Here is a 23,189-nt window from a genome sequence, read left to right as displayed (position 1 = left end):
GGGGTCTGGGGGCGCAGCCCCAGCGAGGCTCACACCAACTCCGGCGCGTCGTCCCTGCTGAACCCGGCGGAGCGAGGCCGTATCGTTGAGGGCGGTCGATATCTGACCGTGACAGATCGGAAGGGCAGCAGGCGTGACCGTCGACGACACGGGCTCCGACACGGCGGGCAGGCGGGCGGACGCTCCCCCACTCTCGACTTCGTTCGAGCGGGGGGACTCCCATGACGCCGACTCCGGCGAGGACCCGCTCGCCCTGCGCCTCGAACAGCTCATCCTGGGTGCCGAGCGGCGCTACACCCCTTTTCAGGCCGCCCGCAGCGCCGGTGTCTCCATGGAGCTCGCGTCCCGTTTCTGGCGGGCGATGGGCTTCGCCGACATCGGGCAGGCCAAGGCGCTGACCGAGGCGGACGTCCTCGCGCTGCGCCGGCTCGCCGGTCTCGTCGAGGCGGGTCTGCTCAGCGAGGCGATGGCCGTGCAGGTGGCGCGGTCCACGGGGCAGACCACCGCCCGTCTGGCCGAGTGGCAGATCGACTCCTTCCTGGAGGGGCTGACCGAGCCGCCCGAGCCCGGAATGACGCGCACCGAGGTGACGTACCCGCTGATCGAGCTGCTCCTGCCCGAGCTGGAGGAGTTCATCGTCTACGTCTGGCGGCGCCAGCTCGCCGCCGCGACCGGGCGGGTCGTGCAGGCCGCCGACGACGAGGAGATGGTCGACCGGCGGCTCGCCGTCTGCTTCGCCGACCTCGTCGGGTTCACCCGGCTGACCCGGCGTATGGAGGAGGAGGAACTCGGCGAACTCGTCGAGGCCTTCGAGACCACGGCCGCCGACCTGGTGGCGGCGAACGGCGGGCGGCTCGTCAAGACGCTCGGCGACGAGGTGCTGTACGCGGCGGACGACGCGGGGGTGGCCGCCGAGATCGCGCTGCGGCTGATCGAGACGATGGCGCACGACGAGACGATGCCCGAGCTGCGGGTCGGGATGGCCTTCGGCACGGTGACCACCCGTATGGGTGATGTGTTCGGGTCGACGGTGAATCTGGCCTCGCGGTTGACGTCGATAGCGCCTCGGGACGCCGTGCTCGTCGACGCGGCGTTCGCCGAGGAGCTGATCCGCACCGGGGACGCGCCCGCCTCCGAGGCGGAGGCCGCCGAGGCCGCCGCCACCGCGGAGAAGGAGGGCGAGGAGCCGCCGCTGTACCGCTTCGCGCTCCAGCCGATGTGGCAGCGGCCCGTGCGCGGGCTTGGCGTGGTCGAGCCCTGGCTGCTGACCCGGCGGACCGGCCCCGTCGCGTAGGACCGGCCGCGCTGCCCGCTTTCCCCCTCCCGCTCAGTGGCGGTGGTCCAGCGCGTCCACGCACAGGCCGATGAGCGGTACGCACACTCCGCCCGGCTTGGCGGGCTGCGGGGCCGGTGCGGGTGCCTGCGGGGGTTCGGGCGTCGGCGCGGGCGCCGGTGTCGCCTGCTGCGGGGGCTGCGGCTGGGGCTGAGCTGCCACCGGGGCCGGTGCCGATGCCGCCGGGCGCGTCTGGCCGGGCGTGGCGGCGGGCGCCGGTGCGTCGGGCCGCTGCGGGATCGTGGTGGCGTCGGCGGCGGGCCCGAGGGACGTGGGGAACGCGCCGACGGGGAAGGGCCGCAGCGGGCCCGTCGCGCTCGGCAGCGCGGTGGGGAGTGCCGTCGGGGGCGTGGTCGGGACGGGGGTCGCGCCACCCATGGGAGCGCTCGCCGACGGGTTCGCCGTGGGGCCGCCGCCGACGGTGGCCGCCGCGTTGCCGGTGCGGTCGGCCGAGGTGTCCGCGCCCGTGTCCGGGTCCGAGTTCGCCCCTGTGTCCGCGTCCGGTTCGGACTGGGCCTGCGCCCTGCCGACGCCCACTCCGCCGTCGGGTGCCAGCCGGACGAGGCTCAGGACCCCGGCGGCCAGCGCGAAGCCGCCCGCCGCGAGCAGGACCTTGCGGGGGCGGGGCTTGCGGTGCCGGCCCCGGGGGCGGTTGAGGAGGGGCGTGGACGGGGCCTCGGGCACGGCAGGCGCGGCGGGAGGCGGGGGCGGGGTCCACGGCCGGGCGGGGGCCTGGAACTGCGGCGGGATCCGCGGCGGGACCTGGGGTGGAGCCTGGGGCGGGAGCTGCGTGTGCCTCGGTGTGCCTGTCCCGACCGGCCTTGTCGTCGTGTCCGTCACGCGATCCCTCCCCGTTGCGCTCGCGCCCCGGGTGCGCCGTGGCGGAGCGCACGTTATGCGCTCCCGGGAGCCGAATTTCAGGAGATCGGCGCCATGTCACCCGAACGAGGAGAGGGTCCCTCCGGGTCCCTTCCCCGCCGCCCGTTCTTCCCCTGGGGGTGGGCGGGCTGCGATGATCGGGGCGGCCGTAGTTAACCTGCGTTAACCAGGAGGGTGTCATGGGCGAGGGACGGTCCGAGGAGCGGTCCGAGGGGCGGCCGGAGGAGCGGTTCGGGGAGTTCGTCGTCGTGCGGCGGCACGGGTTCGTCGCCGAGCTGGTCCTCGATCGGCCGAAGGCCATGAACGCGGTCTCCTCCGCCATGGCCCGGTCCGTCGTCGGCGCGTGTGCCGCGCTGGCCGCCGACCGTGACGTACGCGCGGTGGTGCTCAGCTCCACCCATGAGCGGGCGTTCTGTGTCGGGGCCGACCTCAAGGAGCGGAACTCGATGTCGGACGCCGAACTGGTCCGGCAGCGGCCGGTGGCCCGGGGCGCCTACACCGGCGTACTGGACCTGCCGATGCCGACGGTCGCCGCGGTGCACGGGTTCGCGCTGGGGGGCGGGTTCGAGCTGGCGCTGTCCTGCGATCTGATCGTGGCCGACTCCACGGCGGTGGTGGGGTTGCCCGAGGTCTCCGTGGGCGTGATTCCGGGAGGCGGCGGCACACAGTTGCTGCCCCGCCGGGTGGGCGCGGCGCGGGCCGCCGAGCTGATCTTCACCGCGCGGCGCGTGGAGGCGGGCGAGGCGCGGGAGCTGGGGCTGGTGGACGTACTGGTGGAGGAGGGCCGCGACCGGGCGGAGGCGCTGGCGCTGGCGTCCCGGATCGCCGCGAACTCCCCGGTGGGGGTACGGGCGGCCAAGCGGGCGTTGCGGGTGGGGTTCGGGCTCGATCTGCGGGCGGGGCTTGAGGTGGAGGACGCCGCGTGGCGTTCTGTCGCCTTTTCGGGTGATCGGGCGGAGGGGGTCGCGGCCTTCGCCGAGAAGAGGGCGCCCGTCTGGCCGGGGGAGTAGCCCTCCCGCCTCCGGCGGCCTTGGGGGGCCTCTGTTCGCCCTCTCGATGTCTCAATTACACCCAAACCTTCCTAACCTGGATCAATGGGTGAGGAAAGCCGGCTCCACGCCGTCGTGACACTCGCGCAGGGGATGGCCGCGGCGCAGAGCCCCCGCGAGTCCTGGCGTGCCGCCGCGCTCGGTGCCCGTCATGCCCTGGCCGGGAACTTCGCCGCTCTGTCGGTGTGGGAGCGGGAGCTGGGGCGGCTGCGGGTCCTGGTGAACGTGGGGGAGCGGGCCGCCGACGAGGAGGAGTTCCCGGAGGGCGAGGCCTACCCCGTGCACCAGTTCCCGGAGATCACCGAGTTCCTGCACGAGCGATGGGCGGGCGGCGGTGGGCCCAACGCCTGGGTCGAGACCGCCGAGGGGCCCGCGCGCGGGTCGTCGGCCGGCCGCGCCGGGTACTGCCATCAGCGGGTCGCCGCCCTGCGGCGCAGGGGGCGCGGCTGCTGTGTCGTCGCCCCCGTCGTGCTGCACGGCCGGGCCTGGGGCGAGCTGTACGTCGCCCGGCCCGTCGGTGCCCCCGTCTTCGGCCGCGCCGACGCCGACTTCGCCACCGTCCTGGCCTCCGTCGTCGCCGCCGGGATCGCCCAGACCGAGCGGCTGGAGGAGGCCCGGCGGCTCGCTTTCACCGACGCGCTCACCGGGCTCGCCAACCGTCGTGCCGTGGACGCCCATCTCGACGAGGCGATCGAGCGGCACCGGCGGGAGGGGGTCGTGGTCAGCCTCGTCGTCTGCGACCTGAACGGACTCAAACGCGTCAACGACACCCTGGGGCACGCGGTCGGCGACCGGCTCCTCGAACGGTTCGGGTCGGTGCTGTCGCTGTGCGGGGCCATGCTGCCCGGCGCCCTCGCCGCGCGTCTCGGCGGTGACGAGTTCTGCCTGCTGGTGGTCGGCGCGCCCGCGGACGACGTGGTCCGGGCGGGTGCCGAACTGTGCCGTCGTGCCGCCGAGTTGGAGCTGGGGGAGGGGGTCGCGTGCGGGATCGCGTCCACCGGTGACGGGATCGGGCCGGTGCGGACGGCTCGCCGGTTGTTCCGGCTCGCCGATGCGGCGCAGTACCGGGCGAAGGCGGTGCACGCGGACCGGCCGGTGGTCGCGGGGCGTGAGGGTCCCGACGACCCGGTCGTCCGGCTCGCCGAGGAGCCCTCCGGGGAGGGGGTTGTCGAGCGGCGGCGGTTCCGGGGGCGTCGGGCGTGAGGTGCGGGGTGTGGGTGCGGGCCTCGCTGGGGGCTGCGCCCCCAGACCCCGCTCCGGCCCTGAACGGGCCTCGTCCTCAATCGCCGGACGGGCTGGGGGTGCGGGCCGGTGCTTTGGGTGCGGGCCGGCGCTGGGAGTGCCGGTAAGGGGTGTACCAGCCATCCGGTAGTGACATCTTCGAATTCAGTGGTTACGCTCCTGAATATGGATATGCACACTGTGGTGGTGGGGACGTCCGGGACGTCCGCGGCCGACGTGCTCGCCGTCGCGCGCGGCGGGGCCCGGATCGAGCTGTCCGGGGAGGCCGTCGCCGCTCTCTCGAAGGCCCGCGGGATCATCGACGCCCTGGCCGCCAAGCCCGAGCCCGTGTACGGCGTGAGCACCGGGTTCGGCGCCCTCGCGAGCCGGCACATCAGCCCCGAACTACGGGCCCAGCTCCAGCGCAACATCGTCCGCTCGCACGCCGCCGGCATGGGACCGCGGGTCGAGCGCGAGGTCGTACGGGCGCTGATGTTCCTGCGGCTCAAGACCGTCTGCTCGGGGCACACGGGCGTGCGGCCCGAGGTCGCGCAGACCATGGCCGACGTGCTCAACGCCGGGATCACCCCGGTCGTCCACGAGTACGGCTCCCTCGGCTGCTCCGGCGACCTCGCGCCCCTCTCCCACTGCGCCCTCACGCTCATGGGCGAGGGCGACGCCGAAGGGCCGGACGGCGTCGTACGGCCGGCCGCCGAACTCCTGGCCGAGCACGGCATCGTCCCCGTCGAGCTGCGCGAGAAGGAGGGCCTGGCCCTCCTCAACGGCACCGACGGCATGCTCGGCATGCTGATCATGGCCCTCGCCGACCTCGACACCCTCTACAAGTCCGCCGACATCACCGCCGCACTCTCCCTGGAAGCGCTCCTCGGCACCGAGAAGGTGCTCGCGCCCGAGCTGCACGCCATCCGGCCGCACCCGGGGCAGGCGGCCAGCGCGGCCAACATGCTCGCCGTGCTGAAGGACTCTGAGCTCACCGGGCATCACCAGGACGGCGCGCCGCGCGTCCAGGACGCCTACTCCGTGCGCTGCGCCCCGCAGGTCGCCGGCGCCGGGCGCGACACCATGGCGCACGCGCGGCTCGTCGCCGAGCGGGAACTCGCCTCGTCCGTCGACAATCCCGTCGTCCTGCCCGACGGGCGGGTCGAGTCCAACGGGAACTTCCACGGCGCTCCGGTCGCCTACGTCCTCGACTTCCTCGCCATCGCCGCCGCCGACCTCGGGTCCATCGCCGAGCGGCGCACGGACCGCCTCCTCGACAAGAACCGCTCGCACGGGCTGCCGCCGTTCCTCGCGGACGACGCCGGTGTGGACAGCGGTCTGATGATCGCCCAGTACACGCAGGCCGCCCTGGTCAGCGAGTTGAAGCGGCTCGCCGTGCCTGCCTCGGCGGACTCGATTCCCTCCTCCGCGATGCAGGAGGACCATGTGTCGATGGGCTGGTCGGCGGCGCGCAAGCTCCGTACGGCCGTCGACAACCTCGCCCGGATCATCGCCGTCGAGCTGTACGCGGCCACGCGTGCCATCGAGCTGCGGGAGGGGCTGACGCCCGCGCCCGCGTCCCGGGCCGTCATCGACGCCGTACGGGCGGCGGGTGTCGAGGGGCCCGGACCCGACCGGTTCCTGGCGCCCGACCTCGCCGCGGCGGACGCGTTCGTGCGGAGCGGCCGGCTGGTCGCGGCGGTGGAACCGGTGACGGGGCCGTTGCGGTGACCCCGGTGCGGCAACTCCTCGTGCGGTAACTCCCGTACGGGGGAAGGTGAGCGGGGCCCTGCCGGTGTCGCCGGACAGGGCCCCGAATCGCTTCTTTCGGCTGCTCGCGCTACTTCAGCTTGGCCGACTGTGCCTTCACGACGGGGGCCGAGACGGCGTAGGGCTTCCCGGACACGACCTTGCTGAGGTTGACCGTGGTGTACGCCGCGATGGTGTTCCCGTAGCGCACGACCTCGCCGTACGTGAAGCCGGTCGCGCCGTCCGACTCCTCCGGTTCGCCGGCCGCGGAGAACGCCACGGCCTCGTCACCGGCCCCGGACGTCTTCACCGGCGCGATCTTCGAGTACGTCGTCTTGTCCGTGCCGCCACTGATCGAGAAGCCGCCCGCGCAGCCGGCGACCGCGTCGGAGACGGCCTTCATGGTCTTCTCGGCGCCGTCACCGTCGTACGAGGAGAGCGTGAGGAAGGTGATGTCGATGTTCATGGACTCCGCGAACGAGGCCTGCCACTCCGCGTCGGACAGGTCGTCCGTCGACCCGGAAGCGGCGTCGGCGGGCGTCTTCGCGTCCTGGGTGACCTTGCGTTGCACGACGGCCGCCTCGTCGCCGGGCGCGAAGCCCGAGACGGCGTACGCGATCGGCGCGCAGGCCTTGTCGGCGATCCTGAGGTCGCTCTTGGAGTCCGCGGCCTTCTCCTCGGCCTCCGCCTCAGCGGTGAGCGGTGCGACCTTGTAACCGACCACGTCGGCCGTGGTGACGAGCAGCTTCTCCAGCTCGGCGCCGGTCGCCGCCTTCGCGGTCTTTCCGGCCTGCGTCGTCGCCGACGCCCCGGAGCCCCCGGACTCGCCGGAGTTCCCGCCGCCACACCCCGTGATGAGGGCCAGCGCCAGTACGCCCACGGTTGTCGTGGCGCACACGCGCACCCTCGATGATCTCTTCATGGGCGGACTATGAACCGACGGTCAAATAAACGTCAAATCCTTAAAGTTCCTCAAAAGCCTGACTGCCGGCTCGGAGGCCTGTCAGAACCCCAGACGTTCCCGTCGCAGCGAATACACCACGAACCCGGCGCCCAGAGCGAGGCTGAAGGTGCCCCCGACGACGTACGGCGTGGTGTCGAAGCTGCCGGTGTCGGCGAGGCGGGTGCCGTCGGCGGCCGAGTCCGAGGTCGTGGCGGCCGTGGCCGTGGTGGCGGTCGTACTCGTGCTCGTCCTCAGGCCCGTGCTCGTGCCCGCACTCTTCGCGGTGCCCGTTGTGGAGATCTGCCGGGTCTGTTCCGACATCGTGGACATGGACGTGTCCGCTCTGTGTCGCTGCTGCACCGGCTGCTCGGCCGTCGCGTTGGCGGACGGGACGAACCACAGGGCACCCAGCAGGGTGCCCGCGGCGGTGGCGGTCAACAACGATCGACGTGCGGATGACACGGAATATCGATCCCCTTGTGGCGCTGGCGAATTGGCCGTGACCCCGATGTTAATGACAGGCGTGGGTCGTGGGAAAGTTGCGGGAGCTGTGAGCCGTACGCTCTCCGACCATGAGTACATCAGAGACATCACGTTTTGTACGGCTTCGGCTGGAACTGGTCGTCGAGGTCGACGACGTGGACGCGCTGACGAAGGCCGCGTTGCAGCGGATCGCCGGTGACACCGAGATGCCCGCCGACGAGCGGGTGCACGCCGAGGACACGGTGACGGAGGACACCGCGGAGGCGCTCGCGTACCTCGTGGACCCGTTCGACCTGGTCGGCGAGGTGCCGGGGACCGAACTGGCGCAGGCCTCGTGGAGCAGCGAGGAGATCGACTACGACCCGGATTCGCCGGATTGGGATCTGGACGAGGATGATGAGGCGGACGGCGACGAAATGGTCGGCGAGCGGGTGGACGGCTGAGGCCGCCGGGGAAAAAAGTGACCCCGGGCGGCAACCGCCGACCGGGGTTTCGTCGTCTCAGGAGAAGCAGTGACCGGCAGTGGCACCATGCGACCCGGTGGAGTACGGGACGAGCGGACAGCTCCCTGTGACCCGCGCGACGTGGTGTCCCCCACACATCGATCGAATGTGGAACGGGATGTACCGGTCGTAGCGTTGGGTTGAACCGTGTTACGGGGATCTACAGGTTTCGTACGGGGACCCTCGCTGGTTCTGGTTGGGGATTCGGCAACGATGGAGAAGCGTGTGATGACGGACAGTAGGCGGCGCAAGGGTCTGATGGCCGCGTCCGCCCTGCTCGGTGGCGTGCTGGTGCTCTCTGCGTGCAGCGGAGGCGACAGCGACAGTGCCTCCAAGGGCGACAGCGGCACCGACACCTCGCAGGCCAAGGCCGACGAGGCGGCGGCGGAGAAGGCCTCCGAGGCCCAGATCAAGATCACACCCGGGGACGGTTCGAACAACGCCTCCATCAACAACGCCGCCCAGGTGGCGGTGACCAAGGGCACCCTCACGTCCGTGCAGATGACGACGGCGGACGGTACCGCCGTCGCCGGTGAGATATCTGCCGACAAGACCAGCTGGAAGCCGAGCGCCCAGCTCGAGCGCGCCACCACCTACAAGGTGACGGCGGAGGCCAAGGACGCCGACGGCCGCGCCGCGCACGAGAACGCCTCGTTCACGACGGTCGCCGCCGCGAACAGCTTCGTCGGCTACTTCACCCCCGAGGACGGCTCGACCGTCGGTGTGGGCATGCCCGTGTCGATCAACTTCGACAAGGCGATCACCGAGAAGGCGGCCGTGCAGAAGGCCGTCACGGTCACCTCGACCAGCGGGCAGGAAGTCGTCTGCCACTGGTTCAACGACACCCGCATGGACTGCCGCCCCGACGACTACTGGCAGGAGAACTCCACCGTCACGCTGAAGCTGGCGCTCGACGGCGTGGAGGGCGCGAAGGGCGTCTACGGCGTGCAGCAGAAGACGGTCACCTTCGACATCGGCCGCAACCAGGTCTCCATCGTCGACGCCAAGACGAAGACGATGAAGGTCATGCACAACGGCACGGTCATCAAGACCATCCCGATCTCCGCCGGTTCGCCCGAGAACAAGACGTACGAGGGCAAGATGGTGATGTCGGAGAAGTTCAAGGAGACGCGCATGAACGGCGCGACCGTGGGCTTCACCGACGACGACGGCAAGGGCGAGTACGACATCAAGGACGTGCCGCACGCCATCCGGCTGACCACCTCCGGCACCTTCGTGCACGGCAACTACTGGAGCTCCGACGGCACCTTCGGCAGCGCCAACGTCAGCCACGGCTGCGTCGGCCTGAACGACACCAAGGGCGCCAACGACAAGAACTCCGCGGGCTACTGGTTCTACGAGCACTCGATCATCGGTGACGTCGTCGACGTCCGGAACACCGGCGACAAGACCGTCGACCCGGCCAACGGCCTCAACGGCTGGAACCTGAACTGGGCGGACTGGAAGGCGGGTTCGGCGGTCTGAGTTCCGCACGGCCGGTCTGACACACAGTCACCGCACAGCTTCTCCGATGCCGCCCCCAGGGGCGGCATCGGTGTTTGCCGGGACTTTCCTTGGCTGATCACAGCCTTCTCATGCATCTCTTATGCAGGACTTATCCCGTCATCACGCGGTGTACCTAGCTTGCGGCCATGTTCTTCACCTACCTGAGGCGCGAACTGCGCCGCCGTCGCAAAGCGGCACTCGTCGTCGCCTCCGGGCTCGCGCTCGGCATCGCCCTGGTCATCGTGGTCACCTCCGTGTCCTCGGGCATGTCGAAGGCGCAGGACAAGGTTCTCGAGTCGCTGTACGGACTCGGTACCGACATGACCGTCACCAAGGCCGCCGCGGCCCAGACCGGCACCGCCGACACCCAGCGCCGGCGCTTCCAGTTCGACGCGCAGGACAACGACTCCGACGCGGAGCAGAGCAGCGACCGGGTGATGGTCCAGGGCTTCCAGACCCTGGCCGCCTCCACGGTCACCAAGGTCGGTACGCAGCAGGGTGTTTCGGACGCCGTCGGCGGACTGAGCCTTCAAGTCATCAAGGTCAGCGGCCAGTTCCGCCAGGGCCAGTTCCAGCAGGACCAGCAGGGCAGCGGCGGCAACCAGGGCGGCGGACGCCCCGGCGGGGACTCGACGGCCGCTCCCCAGGGGCGCGTCGAAGGCGGCGGCGCCGAGTTCGACGTCAACAACTACTCGGTGTACGGCACCGACGTCACCAAGCCGGCCCTCGGCCCGCTGACCTCCTCGAAGATCACCAGCGGCCGTACCTTCACGACCTCCGAGACCGACGCCAAGGTCGTGGTCGTCGACGCCTCCTACGCCAAGGAGAAGAAGCTCAAGGTCGGCAGCACGGTCACCATCAAGAGCGTCAAGTACAAGGCCATCGGCATCGCCACCCCCGACAGCGGCGACGCGGCGGCCAACCTCTACATCCCGCTGAAGCAGGCCCAGACCCTCAGCGACTCCAAGGACAAGGTCACCACGATCTACGTCCAGGCGACCGACTCCCAGCAGATCGACGCGGTCAAGTCGACCATCCAGAAGAACATCTCGGGTACGACCGTCACCACGTCCGCCGATCTCGCCAGCACCGTCTCCGGGTCCCTGTCCACCGCGTCCGACCTGGCCTCCAACGTCGGCAAGTGGCTGTCCATCGCGGTGCTCGTCGCCGCCTTCCTGGTCGCGGGCCTGCTCACCTCCTCGGCCGTCTCCCGGCGGGTGCGCGAGTTCGGCACGCTGAAGGCGCTCGGCTGGAAGTCGGGCCGGGTCACCCGGCAGGTCGTCGGCGAGGCCGTCGTCAACGGGCTGGTGGGCGGCGCCCTCGGTATCGCGCTCGGCCTCGCCGGGGCGTACGTCGTCACCGCGATCAGCCCGGAACTCCAGGCTGAGGTGGGCAGTTCGGGCGGCAACGCCGGTCCCGGCGGAGGCGGCTTCCCCGGCGGTGGCGGCTTCGGCCGACAGGCCGCGACCAAGGCCCTGACGGTCGCGCTCACCGCGCCCGTCGCGCTCTCCACCATCACCCTCGCGGTCGGCCTCGCCGTCGCCGGCGGCCTGATCGCCGGTGCCTTCGGCGGCTGGCGCGCGTCCCGCCTGCGCCCGGCGGACGCGCTGAGGCGCGTCGAGTAGCGCGGGGTTCGGCTGTGACCGGAGGGGCTGGACTTTCAGGCACGCGGGGAACCGCGCGACCAGCCCCCACGGCCCGCAGCCGACAAGTGACCGCTACCACCCGAATCCCAGGCAGGAGCCACCATGTACGAACTCAAGGGCGTAACCAAGCGCTACATCCGAGGCAAGGAAACCGTGGACGCCCTCGCGGGCATCGACCTCACCATCGCCGACGGCGACCGCCTCGTCATCCAGGGCCCCACCGGCGGCGGCAAGTCCACCCTTCTGCAAATGCTCGGCGGGCTCGACCGCCCCACCGAGGGCAGTATCGACCTCGACGGCACAGATCTCGCCAAACTGTCCGAGAGCCGCCTCACCAAAGTCCGCAGCGAGAACATCGGCTTCGTCTTCCAGAGCTTCAATCTCATTCCGACCCTGTCGGCCCAGGAAAACGTCGAGACCGCTCTCGTCCCGCTCGGAGTGAAGGGCCGGGAACGGCGCGAACGGGCCGCCGAGGCACTCAAGTCGGTGGGGCTCGGGGAGCGGCTCGGGCATCTGCCCGGGGAGATGTCCGGCGGTCAGCAGCAGCGCGTCGCCATCGCTCGTGCGCTGGTGAAGCAGCCGAAGGTGCTGCTCGCCGACGAGCCCACCGGGAACCTCGACGAGTCGATGCGCGACGAGATCATGGACGTACTCGAAACCATGTGGAAGGAGCTCGGGCTCACTTTCATCATGGTCACGCACGATTCGGCGATCGCGAAGAAAGCCCCGCGGCTGGCCGTCATCCGCAAGGGGAAGATCACCGTGAAGGAGAACGCCGGTTCGTAAAGTCCGTAAGGTCCGTAAGATTTCGTAACTGGCTCGTAACAGCCAAAAGCGCAATCCTCCAGTCTATTGAGCGGCTGATCACCCCTCGGCATAATTCACGGTCGGGGGGTGTGCGCGCATGCGTACGGGACTCCCCCCGGCCGGGTGAACGGGGAACTGCCCGGCACTTCAGCCAGCGCTCCAGGGGGAGACTTGCGCACAGAAGTGAAAAGAGCATGTGCGGCAACCGTGGCCACGGCCGCCGCAGTTGCCCTCGCGGCGGGCATGACCGGCCCGGCGTCCGCGAAGGCCGACGTGAAGGCGGAGCAGCAGCGTGCGACCAGCGCCGCACAGAAGCTCCAGCCCGCGCACCGCATCACACTGATCACCGGTGACCGTGTCGCCGTCGACGCCAAGGGCCGCGTCGTCGGCCTGGAACGGGCGGCGGGACGCGAGAAGATACCCGTGCAGATCCGCAAGGCCGACGGGCACACGCTCGTCATACCGGCCGACGCGGCCCGGCTGGTGTCGAGCGGCAAGCTCGACCAACGGCTCTTCGACGTCACGGAGTTGAACAAGGCGGCGACCCGTAGGTCCCAGCAGAAGGGGCTGAAGGTCATCGTCGGCTACACGGGGGCGGCGACCGCCACCAAGGCCGACGTCCGTGACGCGGGCACACTCCGCCGGACGCTGAAGTTCCTCAACGCGGACGCCGTGCAGACGCCGCAGAAGGACACTCCCGAACTCTGGGACGCGGTGACCAACGGGGACCGGACCGCCGCCGGCATCGCGCACGTCTGGCTCGACGGCACCCGCAAGGCAAGCCTCGACAAGTCCGTGCCGCAGATCGGCGCGCCGAAGGCGTGGGCGGCCGGCTACGACGGCAAGGGCGTCAAGATCGCCGTCCTGGACACGGGTGTCGACGCCACCCACCCGGACCTCAAGGACCAGGTGATCGCGGCCAAGAACTTCTCCACGGCCACGAGCACCACCGACAAGTTCGGCCACGGCACGCACGTCGCGTCCATCGCGGCGGGCACCGGCGCCAAGTCGGGCGGCAAGTACAAGGGTGTCGCACCCGGCGCCAAGATCCTCAACGGCAAGGTCCTGGACGACACCGGCTCCGGTGACGACTCGGGCATCGTCGCCGGTATGGAGTGGGCGGCCGAGCAGGGCGCCGAGGTCGTCAACCTCAGCCTCGGCGGCCAGGACACCCCCGAGGTGGACCCGCTGGAGGCGACGGTCAACAAGCTGTCCGCCGAGAAGGGCATCCTCTTCGCCATCGCGGCGGGCAACTCCGGTCCGGAGTCGGTCGGTTCGCCGGGCAGCGCCGACAACGCGCTCACCGTCGGCGCGGTCGACGACAAGGACCTGCTGGCCGACTTCTCCAGCACCGGCCCGCGGGTCGGCGACGGCGCCATCAAGCCGGACGTGACCGCGCCCGGCGTGGACATCACGGCCGCCTCCGCCAAGGGCAGCCTGATCGAGTCGGAGGTCGGCGAGAACCCGGCCGGCTACCTCACCATCTCGGGTACGTCGATGGCGACGCCGCATGTGGCGGGCGCGGCGGCGATCCTCAAGCAGGAGCACCCGACCTGGACGTACGCCGAGATCAAGGGCGCGCTCACCGGGTCCGCGAAGGGCGGCAAGTACACGCCGTTCCAGCAGGGTTCGGGCCGTATCCAGGTCGACCAGGCCATCAAGCAGACCGTGATCGCCGACCCCGCGTCGGTGAGCTTCGGCACGCAGGCGTGGCCGCACACCGACGACACCCCGGTCACCAAGCCGCTGACGTACCGCAACCTCGGCAAGACCGACGTCACGCTGAAGCTGACGGCGACCGCGACCAACCCGAAGGGCCAGGCCGCTCCGGCCGGCTTCTTCAAGCTGGCCGCGACGACCCTGAAGGTCCCGGCGAACGGCAGTGCCACGGTCGGCTACACCGTCAACACCAAGCTGGGCGGCACTCTCGACGGCGCGTACTCCTCGTACGTGACGGCGACGGCCGGCGCCCAGAGCGTCCGTACGGCCGCGGCGGTCAACCGTGAGGTCGAGTCGTACGACGTCACGATCAAGCACATCGACAAGGCAGGCCAGCCGACGGGCGAGTACAACACGATCCTCCTCGGCTACAGCGGCCTGGCCACCGACCGCGGCTACCAGGTCCCGACGGCGGCCACCGGCACCACGACGATGCGTCTGCCCAAGGGCACGTACCTCCTGGACGGCTGGATCGCGAAGGACTTCACCAAGCCCGACCTGGGCGGCGAGGGCCTCGACTGGGTGGTCCAGCCGAAACTGGCGGTCACCAAGAACCTCTCGGTGACGATCGACGCCCGTACCACCAAGGCGGCCGACATCACGGTGCCGGACGCCGACGCCAAGCCGCAGAGCGCGATGATCAACTACATGTACGACACCCCGGGCATCGGTATCGGCGTGGCTCTCGACTCCTTCGCCAACGTGCGGATGGCCCACCTCGGCGCCGAGGTCACCGGCCTCTCGCAGACCTGGTTCGGCCAGTTCAGCAAGGGCGCGGGCGCGGAGTACGACGCGATCACCACCGCCAAGGTCAAGAAGATCACCGGTGACAAGGTCCGCCACTTCAAGGCGAGCGAGTTCGCCAAGGTGTCGAACCGTCTCGGTGCCGGAGCGCCCAACAAGACCGGCGCCCTCGGCGTGATCGCCTTCCTGCCCGAGGACTTCGCCTTCGGTTCGCTCGTCGAGCAGGCGCTGCCGGGCACCCGTACGACGTACATGTCCACGGGCGAGAAGGTCCAGTGGCTGTTCGACTTCACCCAGTTCAAGGGCAAGGACGCACAGGGCTTCCCGATCCCCGAGGCCTACTACACGCTCGGTATGGCGCAGACGCTGAAGGCGGGCGGCACCTACGCGCGCACCTTCAACACCGCGGTCTTCGGTCCGCGGCTGCTTCCGGACTTCGGCGTCTTCCGTGACGGCAACTACATCTTCGGTGTCGTCCCGCTGTTCTCCGACGGCGCGGGCCACCCCGGCTCGTCCGACTTCACGTCGGTGACGACGACGCTCTACCGCAACGGCCAGAAGATCGGCACGAACGACGACCCGCTGTTCGGCGGGAAGGCGTTCACGGTTCCGGCGGGCGACGCCGCGTACAAGCTGACGACGTCGGTCAAGCGCAGCGTCAAGGTCGCCCAGGCGTCCACGCGGATCGACGCGAGCTGGACGTTCCGGTCGAAGAAGCCGGGAGAGGACGGGGCACAGCTCCCGGTCTCCTCGGTCCGCTTCAACGCGGCCGTCGGCCTGGACAACAAGGTCGCGGCGGGCACGAAGGTCACCTTCCCGGTCGTCGTCGAGGGCGCGGCGCGCGGCAGCAACCTGAAGTCGCTGTCGGTGTACGCGTCGTACGACTACGGCAAGACCTGGAAGAAGCTGACCGTGAAGAACGGGAAGGTCACTGTCGTGAACCCGGCGAAGGGGGCGGCGATCTCCTTCCACGCGAAGATCAGCGACAAGAAGGGCAACAAGTCGACGATCTCCATCTACAACGCCTACTACGGAAAGTAGGCCGCCTCCGACGGAGGCGCCGAGGTGAGGCGTTGACGTCGGTGTCGGCGGACGGCCGGCCGGGGAATCCCCCGGCCGGCCGTCCGTGTGTTTCGGCCCGTCAGGTCAGGAAATCGTGCCGGCCCTGGTCGCGTCCCGGCCCCAGCTGGCAAGCAGGCGCAGGCCCTCCGCCGACGAGGACCCCGGTTCCGCGTGGTAGACGATCAGGGCCTGGTCGCCGTCGTCCGGGAGCCTGAACGACTCGTAGTTCAGGGTCAGTTCGCCCACCAGGGGATGCCGGAACCGCTTCACCCCGTAGTTCTTCTCCTTGACGTCGTGGGTCGCCCACAGCCGCCGGAACTCCTCGCTCTTCACCGACAGCTCACCCACCAGCGCGGACAGCCTCGGGTCCTCCGGGTAGCAGCCGGCGTCCATGCGCAGATGGCAGACGATGTCGATCGCCTTCTGCTCCCAGTCCATGAACAGGTCGTGGTACTCGGGCCGCAGGAACACCAGCCGCGCCCAGTTCCGGTCCTGCGGCGGCAGCTCGGCCCAGTCCCCGAAGAGGGACGAGGCCATCGCGTTCCACGCCAGGACGTCCGTACGCCGCCCGGCGATGTACGCCGGCACCCCGTCCATCGTGTCGAGCAGCTGCCGCAGCGTCCCGCGCACCACCTGTGCCCGTACCGACGGCTTCTTCTTGTGCTGCTTCGGCTTGGCGAGGTGCGTGAGGTGGGCGTGCTCGGCGCTCGTCAGCCGCAGGGCGCGGGCGATGGCGTCGAGGACCTCCGCGGAGACGTTCCGCCCGTTGCCCTGTTCGAGCCGCGTGTAGTAGGCGACGGACACCCCGGCCAGCTGGGCCAGCTCCTCGCGGCGCAGCCCGGGCACCCGGCGGTGCCGCCCGAAGTCCGGCAGCCCCACGTCCTCCGGCTTGAGCCGGGCCCGCCGGGTGCGCAGGAACTCACTGAGCTCGGCACGCCGGTCCAGGGCACCCCCGGCCCCGGCCCCGGCCCCGGGGGTCCGCCCGTTCCCGGAGGCGTCCACCGGATAAGCGCGATCGGCGCGGTCGGGGAGATCGGGGCGATCGGGATGTTCGTCCATACGGTCCATTATTCCCGGTCGTACGAACACGAGCCTGACCCCGCCAGTGGTAGGACCGCTGGACGTACGCAGAAGTGTGGACTGGGTGGATGCAGAAACGTTGGGCACACTGGGTGTCGCACCCGGTCAGAAGGCGGCCGGGCGCGGAATCCCCCTAGGAGAACCCCCGGCATGACCACTGTCGCTGCATACGCCGCCCCCTCCGCCAAGGCTCCCCTGGAGCGCACCACCATCGAGCGTCGCGAGGTCGGCGAGTTCGACGTCCTGATCGACATCAAGTTCGCCGGCATCTGCCACTCCGACATCCACCAGGCCCGCGAGGGCTGGGGCGAGGCCATCTTCCCGATGGTCCCCGGCCACGAGATCGCCGGTGTCGTCGAGGCCGTCGGTGCCGGTGTCACCAAGTTCGCAGTCGGCGACCACGTGGGTGTCGGCTGTCTGGTCGACTCCTGCCGCGAGTGCGAGAACTGCGAGGCCGGCCTGGAGCAGTACTGCCTCAAGGGCGGCGTCGGCACCTACAACGCCCTCGACAAGAACGGTGAGCCGACCTACGGCGGCTACTCCGAGAAGATCGTCGTGGACGAGAGCTTCACCGTCCGCATCCCCGACGGCCTCTCCCTCGACGTGGCCGCGCCGCTGCTCTGCGCCGGCATCACCACGTACTCCCCGCTGAAGCACTGGAACGCCGGCCCCGGCAAGAAGGTCGCGATCCTCGGCATGGGCGGCCTCGGCCACATGGGCGTCAAGATCGCGAACGCGCTCGGCGCCGAGGTCACCGTCCTCTCGCAGTCCCTCCGCAAGAAGGAGGACGGCCTGAAGCTGGGCGCCGCGCACTACTACGCGACCAGCGACGAGGCCACCTTCAAGGAGCTGCGCGGCACCTTCGACATCATCCTGTCCACGGTCTCGGCTCCCCTGAACCTGGACACCTACCTGTCCCTCCTCAAGACGGACGGCGCGTTCGTGAACGTCGGCGCCCCCGAGGAGCCCGTCGCGCTGAACCTCTTCTCGGTGATCGCCGGCCGCAAGACCCTCGCGGGCTCCGGCATCGGCGGCATCCAGGAGACCCAGGAGATGCTGGACTTCTGCGCCGAGCACGGCCTGGGCTCCGAGATCGAGCTGATCAGCGCCTCGGAGATCAACGACGCGTACGAGCGGGTCCTCGCGAGCGACGTCCGCTACCGCTTCGTGATCGACGCGGCGACGATCTAGCTCCGCTGGGTGCGCGTATTCGGCTGCGGGTTCGTTGTGGTTTGGCGCGCCCACGCGGCGGAGCCGCATATCGATACAGCCCCGCGCCCCTGGAGGACGGGGCTGCGCCCCATGTCCCCTAACGAGCTCGTGCACGGTTGGCCGTGCACGAGCTCTTTAGTCGGTCGCCGGGTCCAGGGAAATGGGGGTGTCCTCGCGGAAAGGAACTTCATACACCACCGATACGACGCAGCAGTACTCCGGCGCCGTATCGACGTAGCGCACGATGTGCTCCACCGAACCGTCCCGTGGGCGGGAACACCGTCCCCGGGCCACCCCATCGTGGTATGCGGCGTGCCGGGCCGGCTTGCGGCCCCGCAGCCATGCCTCGCGGTCGGGTCCGTCGGTCACGGCGAGCCCGAGCCCGACGGGGAAGCGGCTGACCGCGTACACGACGAGATCCCCTCGCCCGGCGGTGGCGAAGTGCAGTCGACGGCCGGCCGGGGAGGACGCACTGCGGCCATGGAGTCGACCGCAGTGCGGACAGGGGCCGTCGTCCATGACGACGGCCCCTGGGTCGGCGTCCAGCAGTTGCCCGAGGAGCAGCCGTAGCCCCGCGCGGACCGTGAGGAGGCGCTCTCCTTCCGGGCCTGCCGTCCCCGCGGTGAGGCGGGCCCGTTCGTCGGGGGCAAGCCCTTCGCGCAGGCCTCGACGCTCTTCGGGCGGCAGCGTGGACATCACGAACGTGCGCAGTGCGACGTAGCCGAAGCCTCGGTCGCGCTGCGCGGGGTCGAGATCGAGCGGTGGCGCGGGCAGCGGAGTCCGCTGCCTACCCCAGCCGCCGTCGGGATTTGTCGCGGGCACGATGGGAAATGTCGCAGACGCGGGAGAGGGGTTCGGTTCCAAGGGGTTCATCAGGCCTGGCGCTCCCTCTGTCGGTGCTGCGTCCAGGCTACGAGCTCGTGCCTGGTTAGTGGTGAGACGTCGAGCTCTTGATCGTTGATCATGGTTGTGTGGTCGGGAACTCGACTCGTGCACTGGTCATCGGCAACCGGCGGATCACGGGCCTGACGGCCGATGTGATCGCTGAACTCGCTGCCGAGGTCGGCCCGTTGTGGCATCAACGCCACCAGGCCAGGCTTGCCTCCCGGCAGCGGGAGCGGGCCATAGGCGCCGGCGCGAAGCACCGGCTGGTGTTCGTCGACCGACTGCTGGCCACTCTCGTCCATCTCCGTCACGGAGCCACCCACGACGTGCTGGCCTGCTGGTTCGGCGTGGACCGCTCGGCCATCACCCGGGCCGTCAACGAGGTGCGGCCCCTGCTCGCCGAGCGAGGGTGCACCATCAGCCCCGACGTACGGCTGCGGACTCTGGCCGAAGTCATCGGCCATCTCGGCGGGACCGGAAAGACCGGCATCATCGACGGCACCGAGATCCGGGTCCGGCGCGGCCCAGGGGCGCAAGGACCGGGACAAGTTCATCTCCGGGAAGAACAAGCAGAACGCCGTCAAGTCCATGGTGGTCACGGACGGCGAAGGACGCGTGCTGTGGTGCAGCCCGACCGAGCCCGGGAGTTGCGCGGACATCACCCACGCACGCCAGTTGGGGCTGGTCGGGCTCCTGGCCGGTGGGCCCGCGGTCGAGATCCTCGCCGATGCCGGCTACCAGGGGCTCGGCGCGCAGACCGGCGGACGTGTAGTGACACCACAGCACCGCAAGTTCAAGAAGAACGCCCCGGACTGGTACGAGGAGATGTACGAGCGCCAGCGCAAGGCGCATTCCTCACGCCGCATCCGGGTCGAGCACGGCATCGCACATCTCAAGAACTGGCGGGCGCTGGCCCGCCACCTCGGCCGCCGCGAGCACATGAGCGACACGGTGCAAGCCATCGCCGGCCTGCTGTCCCACCAGCGGACCGCGGATCTGACATCGGCTCAGCAGATGTGACCCCCGGACCCCACCGATGCCCTCGACGTCTCACCGCCAACCATGCACGAGCTCGTAAAGGGTGTCCCGTAAATGATCGTTCTCCCGGGCGAGGTGCGTCCTGCCGACGCGGCGACCGGCCCCTACTCGGCGAGCATGAGGTTGTGCATGCGGGCAATGCCGGATATCGCATGGTGGACGCCGTCACCGCGTAGGCGACAATCGCGCAGGATCTTCCACGCCTTCATGCGGCCGAGGACGTGCTCGACGCGGGCTCTCACCTGCTTGTGACTCTTGTTGTGGGCCTGCTTCCGAGCCGAGAGTTCCTCGCCCTTGCGGCGGCGGTGCGGGAGGACCAGGCCGGTGCCCGGATAGCCGCCGTCGGCGATCGTAGTGGTGTTCCCGACGGCGGCCTTGGCGCCGGACTCGGCCCAGGCTCGGCAGTCGTTGCGATTCCCCGGCAGCGGTCGGCCGACCACGACCACCCGTCGGGTGTCGGCGTCGATGACCACCTGATGGTTGGTGGAGTAGCGGTAATTCTTCGACTGCTCGGCCACCTTGTGGTCCCTGGTCGGGATCAGGGTGCCGTCCACGATCAGCACCGTGTCCTTCGCGCACCGCTTGCGTGGCTGGAGCGCGAGCTTCGGGCCGAGGTGGTCGATGACGCGGTCGGCGGCAGACTTCGACACCCCGAACAGCAAGGCCAGCTGTCGCAGTGTCAGGTTCGTTCGCCAGTACGCCGTCACCAGCAGCACTCGGTCCTCCAGCGACAGCTTCCACGGTCGTCCCCGGCCGGACGCGTCGGCGCCCTCGCGCCGCAGCTGCGCCACCAGCTTGCCGAAGGCCGACGGGCTCAGCCCAGTGAACGGAGCTATCCAGGACGGTTCCGACGTCGTAATCACACCACTCACGTAGTGATCATTCCACTGAGACTATGCATGGCCGCTGTCGTCTCTGACCTGAAAGTCCCATTCCCTACAGGGAATTGTCGGTCTCCACCGTGCCCCGCAGGATCTGGTCCGAATGGACCTGCCCGGGCGAGGAGACGAAGATGATCGAGATCGACCCGCAGGAGCCGGCCGACCGCTACATGGCTCAATGGAATGTGCCCGATGCCGCAGAGCGCCGCGCTGCCATCGAGCGACTCTGGGCCGAGGACGGCACCCACATCCTTCACCCGCCTGCGGAGATACGGGAGACCGCCGCGGAACTCGGCTTCGACCACCCGACTCTGGAGGCACAGGGATACGACGCCATCGAGACCCGAGTGGCGCGAAGCTACGAGCGGTTCGTCGAGAAACAGGGGTTCGCGTTCCGGGCGCGCCCCGGTGCGATACGTCTCGATGGCGTGGTCAGGATCGGCTGGGAGGCGGTGTCCACCGCAACTGGCGACGTGGTGGGTGGTGGTTCGGACGTCCTCGTACTCGACGACAACGGCCGCATCAAGATGGACTACATGTTCCCGGGCTCCTGAGCGGCGGCAGCACAAGCCATTGCCCCGGCGGCTGCTGAGAGAGCCTCGGCAGTCGCCGGGTCGGCCGGCAGGAACGCCTCCAGCTTCAGCTCGGCAAGCGTCACGTCGACGGCGGTCGCGAAGGTTGTCACAGTCGTCATCAGGCGGAGCTCACCGTACGAGGACCGCAGGCGGAGTGGCACCGCGAAACCGAGTTGCCCGGCGGACGGCTCCAGCTCGGGAACGTACCTGGTGAGCTCGGCGCGCAACTCCTCCAGGTGGCCAAGGCGCACCAGGATGTGGCGCGCCCACTCGGCGAGATTGAGGATGCGGGGAGCCAGTCCGTCGGGATGCAGCGCCAGGCGGTAAATATTCGTGCCCGGACCCACCAGCTCGTCAGCCGCGCCCTCGGTGATCAGGTCGAAAGCGGAGTTCGCGGCGATCAGGTCACCGCCCCGGTCCACAACCAGCGCCGGATACGGCAGATGCCCGCGGAGGATGTGGTCGATCGCAGTACGCACGGGGGCCAGCACCGGATCGTCCAGTGAGCTCTCCGGGTAGGCGGGCGCATACCCGGCGGCCAGCAGCAGCTCATTGCGCTCCCGCAGCGGCAGCTCCAGCGACTCGGCCAGGCGCACGACCATGTTCCGGCCCGGAACAGACCTGCCAGATTCAATGAAACTGAGGTAGCGCTGGGTGGTGCCAGCTCGCAGCGCCAGATCGAGCTGGCTGACATGACGGCGGGTACGACGTTCACGAAGCGTACGAGGGAAGTCCACGGGCCTGTTGTAACGGTGGCGGAGGGTCCCAGGCCATTCCCCGCAGGGAATTGTCGCCACTCGTACCGGTCGTGAACATTGCCGCATGAACATCGGTGTACTGCTCCCGACCGGAACCGCCCAGTGGGGCCCTGCCGACGACCCTCGCGAGCTGATTGCCTTCGGCCGCTACGCCGAACGCTCGGGCTTCTCCTCGCTCTTCGCCAACGATTCTCTCATCAGCCCACGCATCGAGGCGCTCACGATGCTGGCCGCACTTGCCCCGGTGACCGAGACCGTGACACTGGGCACAGCGGCACTGATGCCGTTCCTCCGTCGGCCGATCCAGGCCGCGCAGGCACTTGCGTCGATCGACCTGCTGTCCGGTGGCCGGCTCACCGTGACCGTCGGCGCCGGCTTCCCCGGCCGCTTCGGGCGGCCCCTCTACACTCTGTCCGAGCTGCCGTGGGAAAGGCGCTTCGCCCGCCTGGACGAGACTGTTGCACTGTGGCGGGCCCTGTGGGACGGAGCCGACGCCTTCCACGGCGAGATCCTCCGGTTCGATGACGTCCCGCCCACGACCAGGCCGCCCCGAGCCGGCGGCCCGCCCATCTGGCTCGGCGGCGCGTCCCCCGCAGCACTGGCCCGCACTGGCCGACTGTACGACGGATGGCTGCCCTACCCGCCTGACCCCGCCGACTACGCGTCCGGCCTCCGCAACGTCCACAAAGCGGCGACCGAAGCAGGACGCGAGACCGAGGACATCACCCCCGCACTATTCTTCTCGGTACGGATCGACAACGACATCGAGAGCGGCCGTCGGGCACTGGACGACTACGCGCGGGCCACATACGGCATGCCACTGGAGGAGCTGGAAAAGATCCAGGCAGTGGTCACCGGCTCCACGGACCAGGTGCTTGAGCACCTAGGACAGTACGTCGCCGCCGGTGCTCGGCACATCGTCGCCCGCCTCGGTGCCCTGGACCTGCACTCCCAGCGCGACCAGCTCGAACGGATCGCAGACCTGATCCCCGCCGTCCAAGCGGCAGCGGCTCACGCCTCCACCTCGGAAAGCTCCTGAGCCTGGCCCAGCAGACACGAAGCGACGATTACGGGACATCGCTAGGGCTTGCAGATCATCAAGGTGTTGCTTCCCGT

At 69.8% G+C, this 23,189-nt stretch carries 20 protein-coding genes and 1 pseudogene; 14 read left to right on the top strand and 7 right to left on the bottom strand.

The genetic code is table 11. The annotated features are described in order from the left end of the window. Nucleotides 1-133 precede the first annotated feature (133 nt). Nucleotides 134-1,294: an adenylate/guanylate cyclase domain-containing protein gene (locus OG595_RS13880; protein ID WP_329271703.1), complete on the top strand. Its 1,161-nt coding sequence runs from the start codon at nt 134-136 to the stop codon at nt 1,292-1,294. Between the two features lie 33 nt (nt 1,295-1,327). On the opposite strand, the gene OG595_RS13875 is transcribed toward OG595_RS13880, so the two are convergent. Further along, nucleotides 1,328-2,173 (bottom strand): hypothetical protein, encoded by an 846-nt coding sequence (locus tag OG595_RS13875; protein ID WP_329271699.1) that lies wholly within the window; start codon nt 2,171-2,173, stop codon nt 1,328-1,330. Nucleotides 2,174-2,391: 218 nt separating this feature from the next. Between OG595_RS13875 and OG595_RS13870 the strand changes: the two genes are divergently transcribed. The 3 genes from OG595_RS13870 to hutH all read left to right on the top strand — a co-directional run bounded on the left by OG595_RS13870 (nt 2,392) and on the right by hutH (nt 6,213). Beyond that, nucleotides 2,392-3,222, top strand: coding sequence for an enoyl-CoA hydratase/isomerase family protein (locus OG595_RS13870; protein ID WP_329271697.1), 831 nt, complete (start codon nt 2,392-2,394; stop codon nt 3,220-3,222). 84 nt (nt 3,223-3,306) lie between these two features. Then, complete coding sequence (locus OG595_RS13865) at nt 3,307-4,464, top strand: GGDEF domain-containing protein (RefSeq protein WP_329271694.1); 1,158 nt, start codon at nt 3,307-3,309, stop codon at nt 4,462-4,464. Between the two features lie 210 nt (nt 4,465-4,674). After that, nucleotides 4,675-6,213, top strand: a complete 1,539-nt coding sequence (gene hutH, locus OG595_RS13860) for a histidine ammonia-lyase (RefSeq protein WP_329282869.1) — start codon at nt 4,675-4,677, stop codon at nt 6,211-6,213. Nucleotides 6,214-6,322: 109 nt separating this feature from the next. Here hutH and OG595_RS13855 read toward each other — a convergent pair whose 3' ends face one another. Together OG595_RS13855 and OG595_RS13850 are read right to left on the bottom strand one after the other, a co-directional pair. Then, nucleotides 6,323-7,153, bottom strand: coding sequence for a hypothetical protein (locus OG595_RS13855; protein WP_329271691.1), 831 nt, complete (start codon nt 7,151-7,153; stop codon nt 6,323-6,325). Between the two features lie 81 nt (nt 7,154-7,234). Beyond that, nucleotides 7,235-7,636, bottom strand: coding sequence for a cell wall protein (locus OG595_RS13850; protein WP_329271688.1), 402 nt, complete (start codon nt 7,634-7,636; stop codon nt 7,235-7,237). Nucleotides 7,637-7,746: 110 nt separating this feature from the next. On the opposite strand from OG595_RS13850, the gene OG595_RS13845 reads away from it, so the two are divergent. From OG595_RS13845 to OG595_RS13825, 5 genes are all read left to right on the top strand, one after another. Further along, entirely contained in the window at nt 7,747-8,100 is a 354-nt protein-coding gene (locus OG595_RS13845) for a hypothetical protein (protein WP_329271686.1), read from the top strand. Nucleotides 8,101-8,373: 273 nt separating this feature from the next. Next, a complete protein-coding gene (locus tag OG595_RS13840) occupies nt 8,374-9,645 on the top strand; it encodes a L,D-transpeptidase (RefSeq protein WP_329271684.1) in 1,272 nt (423 codons plus the stop codon). A gap of 167 nt (nt 9,646-9,812) precedes the next feature. Further along, the gene (locus tag OG595_RS13835; protein WP_329271683.1) at nt 9,813-11,291 is read left to right on the top strand and encodes an ABC transporter permease; all 1,479 of its coding nucleotides are present in this window, start codon (nt 9,813-9,815) and stop codon (nt 11,289-11,291) included. 123 nt (nt 11,292-11,414) lie between these two features. Then, nucleotides 11,415-12,098: an ABC transporter ATP-binding protein gene (locus OG595_RS13830; RefSeq protein ID WP_329271681.1), complete on the top strand. Its 684-nt coding sequence runs from the start codon at nt 11,415-11,417 to the stop codon at nt 12,096-12,098. A 264-nt stretch (nt 12,099-12,362) separates the two neighbouring features. Further along, nucleotides 12,363-15,623, top strand: coding sequence for a S8 family peptidase (locus OG595_RS13825; RefSeq protein WP_329282866.1), 3,261 nt, complete (start codon nt 12,363-12,365; stop codon nt 15,621-15,623). Between the two features lie 105 nt (nt 15,624-15,728). On the opposite strand, the gene OG595_RS13820 is transcribed toward OG595_RS13825, so the two are convergent. Further along, nucleotides 15,729-16,703 (bottom strand): helix-turn-helix domain-containing protein, encoded by a 975-nt coding sequence (locus tag OG595_RS13820; protein WP_329271679.1) that lies wholly within the window; start codon nt 16,701-16,703, stop codon nt 15,729-15,731. Between the two features lie 171 nt (nt 16,704-16,874). On the opposite strand from OG595_RS13820, the gene OG595_RS13815 reads away from it, so the two are divergent. Next, nucleotides 16,875-17,915 (top strand): NAD(P)-dependent alcohol dehydrogenase, encoded by a 1,041-nt coding sequence (locus OG595_RS13815; RefSeq protein ID WP_329271677.1) that lies wholly within the window; start codon nt 16,875-16,877, stop codon nt 17,913-17,915. A gap of 156 nt (nt 17,916-18,071) precedes the next feature. Here the strand turns inward: OG595_RS13815 and OG595_RS13810 are convergent, their stop codons facing one another. Beyond that, entirely contained in the window at nt 18,072-18,758 is a 687-nt protein-coding gene (locus tag OG595_RS13810; RefSeq protein WP_329271675.1) for a hypothetical protein, read from the bottom strand. 149 nt (nt 18,759-18,907) lie between these two features. Between OG595_RS13810 and OG595_RS13805 the strand changes: the two are divergent. Beyond that, nucleotides 18,908-19,174, top strand: a pseudogene (locus tag OG595_RS13805) (helix-turn-helix domain-containing protein); the annotation flags it as partial. A gap of 235 nt (nt 19,175-19,409) precedes the next feature. Further along, on the top strand, nt 19,410-19,841 hold the full coding sequence (locus tag OG595_RS13800) for a transposase family protein (protein ID WP_329271673.1): 432 nt from the start codon (nt 19,410-19,412) through the stop codon (nt 19,839-19,841). Nucleotides 19,842-19,963: 122 nt separating this feature from the next. Here OG595_RS13800 and OG595_RS13795 read toward each other — a convergent pair whose 3' ends face one another. Continuing rightward, nucleotides 19,964-20,731 carry a transposase gene (locus OG595_RS13795; protein ID WP_329271671.1) on the bottom strand — a complete coding sequence of 256 codons (768 nt, stop codon included), beginning with the start codon at nt 20,729-20,731 and terminating at the stop codon, nt 19,964-19,966. Nucleotides 20,732-20,871: 140 nt separating this feature from the next. On the opposite strand from OG595_RS13795, the gene OG595_RS13790 reads away from it, so the two are divergent. Next, nucleotides 20,872-21,294 (top strand): hypothetical protein, encoded by a 423-nt coding sequence (locus OG595_RS13790; protein ID WP_329271668.1) that lies wholly within the window; start codon nt 20,872-20,874, stop codon nt 21,292-21,294. Here the strand turns inward: OG595_RS13790 and OG595_RS13785 are convergent. After that, nucleotides 21,273-22,052 (bottom strand): helix-turn-helix domain-containing protein, encoded by a 780-nt coding sequence (locus OG595_RS13785; RefSeq protein ID WP_329271666.1) that lies wholly within the window; start codon nt 22,050-22,052, stop codon nt 21,273-21,275. The two genes, OG595_RS13790 and OG595_RS13785, sit on opposite strands and share 22 nt — an antisense overlap. An 85-nt stretch (nt 22,053-22,137) precedes the next feature. On the opposite strand from OG595_RS13785, the gene OG595_RS13780 reads away from it, so the two are divergent. Continuing rightward, entirely contained in the window at nt 22,138-23,112 is a 975-nt protein-coding gene (locus OG595_RS13780; protein WP_329271664.1) for an LLM class flavin-dependent oxidoreductase, read from the top strand. Nucleotides 23,113-23,189 lie beyond the last annotated feature (77 nt).

The organism is Streptomyces sp. NBC_01451 (genome assembly GCF_036227485.1).
Lineage (GTDB): Bacteria > Actinomycetota > Actinomycetes > Streptomycetales > Streptomycetaceae > Streptomyces.
The sequence above is the reverse complement of the archived record's forward strand: the minus strand, read 5'-3'. Positions and strand labels throughout refer to the sequence as shown.